7 protein-coding genes are annotated in these 5,000 nt (G+C 35.1%); 3 read left to right on the top strand and 4 right to left on the bottom strand.

Annotated elements, in window-relative coordinates:
• The coding region (locus AC1DRF_RS16425) for a hypothetical protein (RefSeq protein WP_477741173.1) at positions 1–336 on the bottom strand (336 nt) is incomplete at its 3' end.
• A 114-nt stretch (positions 337–450) separates the two neighbouring features.
• Between AC1DRF_RS16425 and AC1DRF_RS16420 the strand changes: the two genes are divergently transcribed.
• Both AC1DRF_RS16420 and AC1DRF_RS16415 read left to right on the top strand, forming a co-directional pair.
• Positions 451–621, top strand: coding sequence for a hypothetical protein (locus AC1DRF_RS16420; RefSeq protein ID WP_427075834.1), 171 nt, complete (start codon positions 451–453; stop codon positions 619–621).
• Between the two features lie 14 nt (positions 622–635).
• Complete coding sequence (locus AC1DRF_RS16415; protein ID WP_477741172.1) at positions 636–1,409, top strand: Cof-type HAD-IIB family hydrolase; 774 nt, start codon at positions 636–638, stop codon at positions 1,407–1,409.
• A gap of 26 nt (positions 1,410–1,435) precedes the next feature.
• On the opposite strand, the gene AC1DRF_RS16410 is transcribed toward AC1DRF_RS16415, so the two are convergent.
• The 3 genes from AC1DRF_RS16410 to AC1DRF_RS16400 form a co-directional block, all read right to left on the bottom strand.
• Complete coding sequence (locus AC1DRF_RS16410) at positions 1,436–1,801, bottom strand: cupin domain-containing protein (RefSeq protein ID WP_477741171.1); 366 nt, start codon at positions 1,799–1,801, stop codon at positions 1,436–1,438.
• 31 nt (positions 1,802–1,832) lie between these two features.
• Positions 1,833–3,086: an erythromycin esterase family protein gene (locus AC1DRF_RS16405; protein ID WP_477741170.1), complete on the bottom strand. Its 1,254-nt coding sequence runs from the start codon at positions 3,084–3,086 to the stop codon at positions 1,833–1,835.
• A 142-nt stretch (positions 3,087–3,228) separates the two neighbouring features.
• The gene (locus AC1DRF_RS16400) at positions 3,229–4,299 is read right to left on the bottom strand and encodes a beta-carotene 15,15'-monooxygenase (protein ID WP_477741169.1); all 1,071 of its coding nucleotides are present in this window, start codon (positions 4,297–4,299) and stop codon (positions 3,229–3,231) included.
• A 239-nt stretch (positions 4,300–4,538) separates the two neighbouring features.
• Between AC1DRF_RS16400 and AC1DRF_RS16395 the strand changes: the two genes are divergently transcribed.
• Entirely contained in the window at positions 4,539–4,841 is a 303-nt protein-coding gene (locus AC1DRF_RS16395; protein ID WP_028414656.1) for a hypothetical protein, read from the top strand.
• Positions 4,842–5,000: the final 159 nt, after the last annotated feature.

The following is a 5,000-nucleotide window of genomic DNA, read 5'->3' as shown; positions in this document are numbered from 1 at the left end:
GTCCAAGCAAGAATATAATTCAATGTGACAGCCCTCTATCAGGTGTTCTTCAATATAAGTAAACAACTCTCTTATTGATTTAGAATGTGCATCACAAGATACTTCGTAGATATATGGCAAGGTGAATGCGTGCTCTATGTCACTGTACCCGTCGGTTAAGTGATTGATACTAATACCGTACGCATCTTCTTCTTTCTCGTAGATTGTAATTAGCTTATCTTTCTTTTGATTTTKATTAAAAGGAGAAACTTCGGATAAAGGGACCCGCGTTTCTTTTGTGCCAAAGCTTCCTGTAGGCAATTCATAAGGAGAACCTATATAATGATGTATCGTCATATTGGTCACTTCGCTTTCTCTTTGCTTATGTAAAATACTATTATTCTATCACTCTTATTAAGATTACATACAAATACAAGAAAAATATGTATAATAAAACCAGGAGGTGACAACATGAAGAAACTACTGTCTTTTCTATTTCTAGCCGCTCTTTATTTGTATGACTCTTCATACAATCATACTGCTTTTTTACATAAACCGGTTGTTTCTGCGTTTTTATATGTAGCTGCTATTTTAATTTGTGCGCTATTATTTGTAAATGTAAAAAGAGATAAAGCTGTTTAAGCAAGGAGATYACTATGAGCTATAAAATCGTATTCTTTGACGTGGACGGAACTCTTACTCATCACGAAAACGGGATTATTTCCACCAAAACTCGAGAGATTGTAAAAAGCTTAAAAGATAAAGGAATAAAAGTTGTTGCCGCAACAGGCAGACCTTTGTCTCTCTGTGAAGAAATTAAAGAATTAGGCATAGATACGCTTATTACCGCAAACGGATCGTTTACTGTACATAATGAAGAAGTCATTCATAAGCTGTCCATGGACAAGCACGTCGCGCGCGAAGTCTTTGAATACGYAGCCTCGCAAAATCACGGTCTTTCATTTTATACAAAAGAGCTCAGCATGAATGGAATTAAAGATGATAATATTTTAAAAGCCCTGAAGGAAACATTATCGCTCAGTGAATATCCTCAAATTAATGAGCGTATTTATGACGAAGATATTTATTTAATGTGTCTGTATGGTGATGATAAAACCGTTGACCAGTATACGCAGCGATTTCCTCAGTTACTATTTAAAAGATGGCACCCTTTTGTCGTAAGTGTTCTTCAAGAAGAAATTACAAAATCGGTAGCTATCCTGAAGGTCTTAGACTATTTTAACATCGATCAATCCGAGGCTATCGCATTCGGAGACGGAGAAAATGACATCGATATGGTAGAATTAGCCGGCCTTGGAATTGCGATGGGCAACGGATCTGATAAGTTAAAAAACGCCGCTGGTTTTGTCACAAAGAAATCGGGTGAAGACGGGATTGAGTTTGCCCTTAAAAAATTTAAAGTCCTATAGAAAAGTGGCACGCCTAGACAACTTATCTAAGCGTGCTTTTTTCTTTCCATAAATGTTTCAGGATGTAGCTCCTGCGATTGAATGACAATGGCTGTCATGCCGGTTTCACTTCCCGACGTATGCCACTCTCCTTTTTCCCACAGTACTGCTTCTCCACGTTTAATGGGTATTCGTTTTTGATTCTCTMCTGTTACCCATCCTTCACCTTCGACTACGATAAATAGCTGAGGTATAGGCGCTTCGTGATATCCTACTGTTCCTTCTCCTTCTATATACATATAGCCGATCGTAGCTGCTTCATTTGTTCGTGCCATTTTTACGTAAGTGGCTAAATGCGACTGATATTTTTCTACTTTTTTGCCATGTTCTTTACTGAATTTGTAGATTTTCAATGTGCATACCCTCTTTGTTTATTACGTTTTCTTATTTATTTTTATTGCGTTTAAGATACTCGGGCGGAGAAACATACTCAACAAGTAAAGCACCGTCTAGCTGATCACGCGGTACAAATAAAGTTGGCATGGTACCACTTTCTAGAAAGATAGTTTTAGTGAATATCCACTTGTTTCCTGAAGTTTTTTCAAGCTGTGAAAAATCTGTAAATAAAGCTGGTGACTGCACTTGATGCATATAGTCCTCCAGACTTTTTTTAGGCGGGTTCTCTATTTTATATGGCTGTCCCGTGTCCGTATGTATTTCACCTTCATACATAAATAACCCTAAGTAATAAGACTGTTCTTTTATTTCATTAGAAACGATTGCTCCTAGTGGTTCAAAGCCTGTAAACGTTTTATATTGTTTGAAAATATGAAGGTTATGTGCCCAGATAATAATCTTTTCATTAGGGTACAGTTCTTGACAAATCCATTCTAAATTTTCCTTCATTCGTTTTTCTCTTAGTTTTTTATACGTCCGGTGATTATGGTGAATATAATTGATAAAATACAAACGGTTTTGCAGGCATCGAATAATTATTTTAACTTTACATACAAGCTCTTGATTTTCAAGATGCAAAACGTATTCTTCAAGTAGATAAGCTTCTAAATCTCCTATTACTACGCTTGCTTTTTCTTTAAACTCTGCAAACTCACGTAACATTTCTGCTGGAACTTTTTTTCTTCTCGCTTTATATTGYCCTAGTTGGTAATACCATTTATACACGCCTGCTTCAATGTATTCTATCTTTTCTATCATGTCTTCAGACACTACGGAACTCAGCTGCTGAACGAATTTCAAGAAAAGGTCAGGATTAGAAGAGGGATTAATATCTATTCCTATTAAACTTAAATCTGATTTTTTCATTAGCTGAAACAAAGACAGATTTTCTTTTGTTGCCCATAAAGAATAAATCGCGTTTTTTAAAAAGTCTTCATCTGTAAACTCCTCCTTTAACTCATTAGCGCTGAAGCATTCGGCTAAGCCGCTTTCAAATGTCAGTACGGTAAAATTCATTTCTTTATGTAGAAATTCTATTATTTTTGACTTCATCATATTATGTTCTCTTATGTTGTGACCGTTTTCCCCTAACCACACAATTCTCTTATCTTTTACTATATGACGGAGAAATTCAAACTCTTCAGGCATACATTCAGTTGGTTCTCTTAATTGGATTGAGTTTTCAGCTAGCCACTCCACAGAGTTTAAATACTTCTCTTTTCCTCTAAAAAAAATTCCCATACCCTATCCTCATCCTCCTTTACTACATTACCTATTACTTCCATCTTACTAAAATACATCTAACACTTCACTATTTATGTCCAGTAACTGATCATTAGCAAAAAGACCTTATATATCTATAAGGTCCTAGCTTTCTAGAATCTTAGATTAATCCCTTCTGAGCTTTCTCTACACGTTCTTTGACTATTTTTTTAAACGCATGAGGATCATCTACCCGAATGGCGACCTGCTGGTATTTCTTTTTGATTCCCATAAAAAGCGTTGCTTCAATTGGAGACTTTAATGTTAGTAAAAGATCAGGATAAACTTTTTCAAAATCGCGTGCGATAAATTCAATCGTGGTATTAGGGATTTTTTGTTGGAGGATGTGAGCGTCTTCTGCTATTTCTTCAATATCTTTAAAAGAGATTTCCATACGCTTAGCTAAGCCAAACGAAATGTATATACGATCGTCTTCCACTTGTAAAGGGTTAAGCCTTAATGCTTGAATGTCTCCTAAAAAGAAAACAATGCTATAAATATTAAGGATCAGTAAAACGACTGAAAGAATGATAGACGTATTGTGCAGCAGCCAGTGAAGACCTAATGTTTCAATGACAATCGCATGAATAATCATAATTTGAAACGTAATAAAACTAGAGCGTTTATACAGAGTAAACGTATTCCCTTCAGTATTCGGCTGCTTCTTCCACGTTCCAAACGCATAGTAAAACATCAGCATTTCTGAACAAAGGATGTGTATAAAAGTTTGTTTGGAGAACTTTTCGTTTACAGCCCGCGAAAAAGAAAATAAAAGCGGCAAAGAGCTTGATTTGATCCTTCTTAAAATAAACGGTACGTTTTTAACTAGCATAAACAACAGTGAAAGTTCAAACAAAATAAGTAGTCCTTCTATGCCAACTCCTAGCCACATAACCGACTGAAAAGAAGCCAAGTATTCACTTGGAATGATAAAACGCGCAGCAATAAGACCTGTGGCCATTAATACGATAAAATATTTCACGCTAAACTTACGTTGCCAGGCTAAAAACAAGAGCGGAGCGACAAGGCTTAAATCTAAAATAGAACCTACTACCACTCCGGTTAGATTAGCAGGCAACGACTGAAGTCCAAAAGAAGAATGATATAACACATAATTCGAGCTTATCACTAATAACAACAAGAAAAGAGCAACAAAAGAAACTGTTTTTTTATGAAGAACCAAACAACCCACCTCACTTTTAGTTAGTGAAACGCAAAAATTCCTGTTACTTCCATTTTACCAATGGAGTTGATTTAAGTCACTTTATAACATGACTTTGTGTTATAAAATCAATTTAAAGATATCCACTCTTCTATAGCGATTCTCACATACAAATAATTTACAATGTAAAAAGAATTTGACATTTTCGGAACTGATGCTACAATAATAAATGTAAAATACTTTTTACATTTATTATAAGGAGGAGTAAAATGGATTGGGTTAAAATTGTGTATTCATTCATACTGTTAGTTTGCGGAATTTTGATTTTTGTTTCATCATCTTCGCGAAAAGGTGATGAAAGGAAGAAGTTTATCAGCACGAAGGCTCAATCATACGCATTTGTGGTAGTTATAGGTATGCTTATTTTAGAAGTTATAGAGTCCATTTATCGGACTTTTCAAGGGAAAAGTTCTTATGATGGGATTGGCATTTCGCCGCTAATATTTCTGACGATGATTTCAGTTATATATTTAATAACGTTTCTCACGTACAGAAAAAAATACGGTGATTAAATGAACGATCACAAGTAAGAAATAAAGAAATTGAGCTCATATTTTCTGGTGAAACGATAAATATAACCTCACTTTATAATTAGCTTTTAATACAGCCTMTAGATGACATCCGACAGTAAATGAGCTTGTTATAAGTGCTTTTAAAAGTAATTACTAGAC

The organism is Priestia sp. P5_B4, from assembly GCF_056400385.1.
This window is presented reverse-complemented; position numbering and strand designations above follow the sequence as displayed.

Coding starts and splice junctions, on each gene's coding strand:
- AC1DRF_RS16420 (WP_427075834.1), top strand. CDS start 451: ATGAAGAAACTACTGTCTTTTCTATTTCTAGCCGCTCTTTATTTGTAT.
- AC1DRF_RS16395 (WP_028414656.1), top strand. CDS start 4,539: ATGGATTGGGTTAAAATTGTGTATTCATTCATACTGTTAGTTTGCGGA.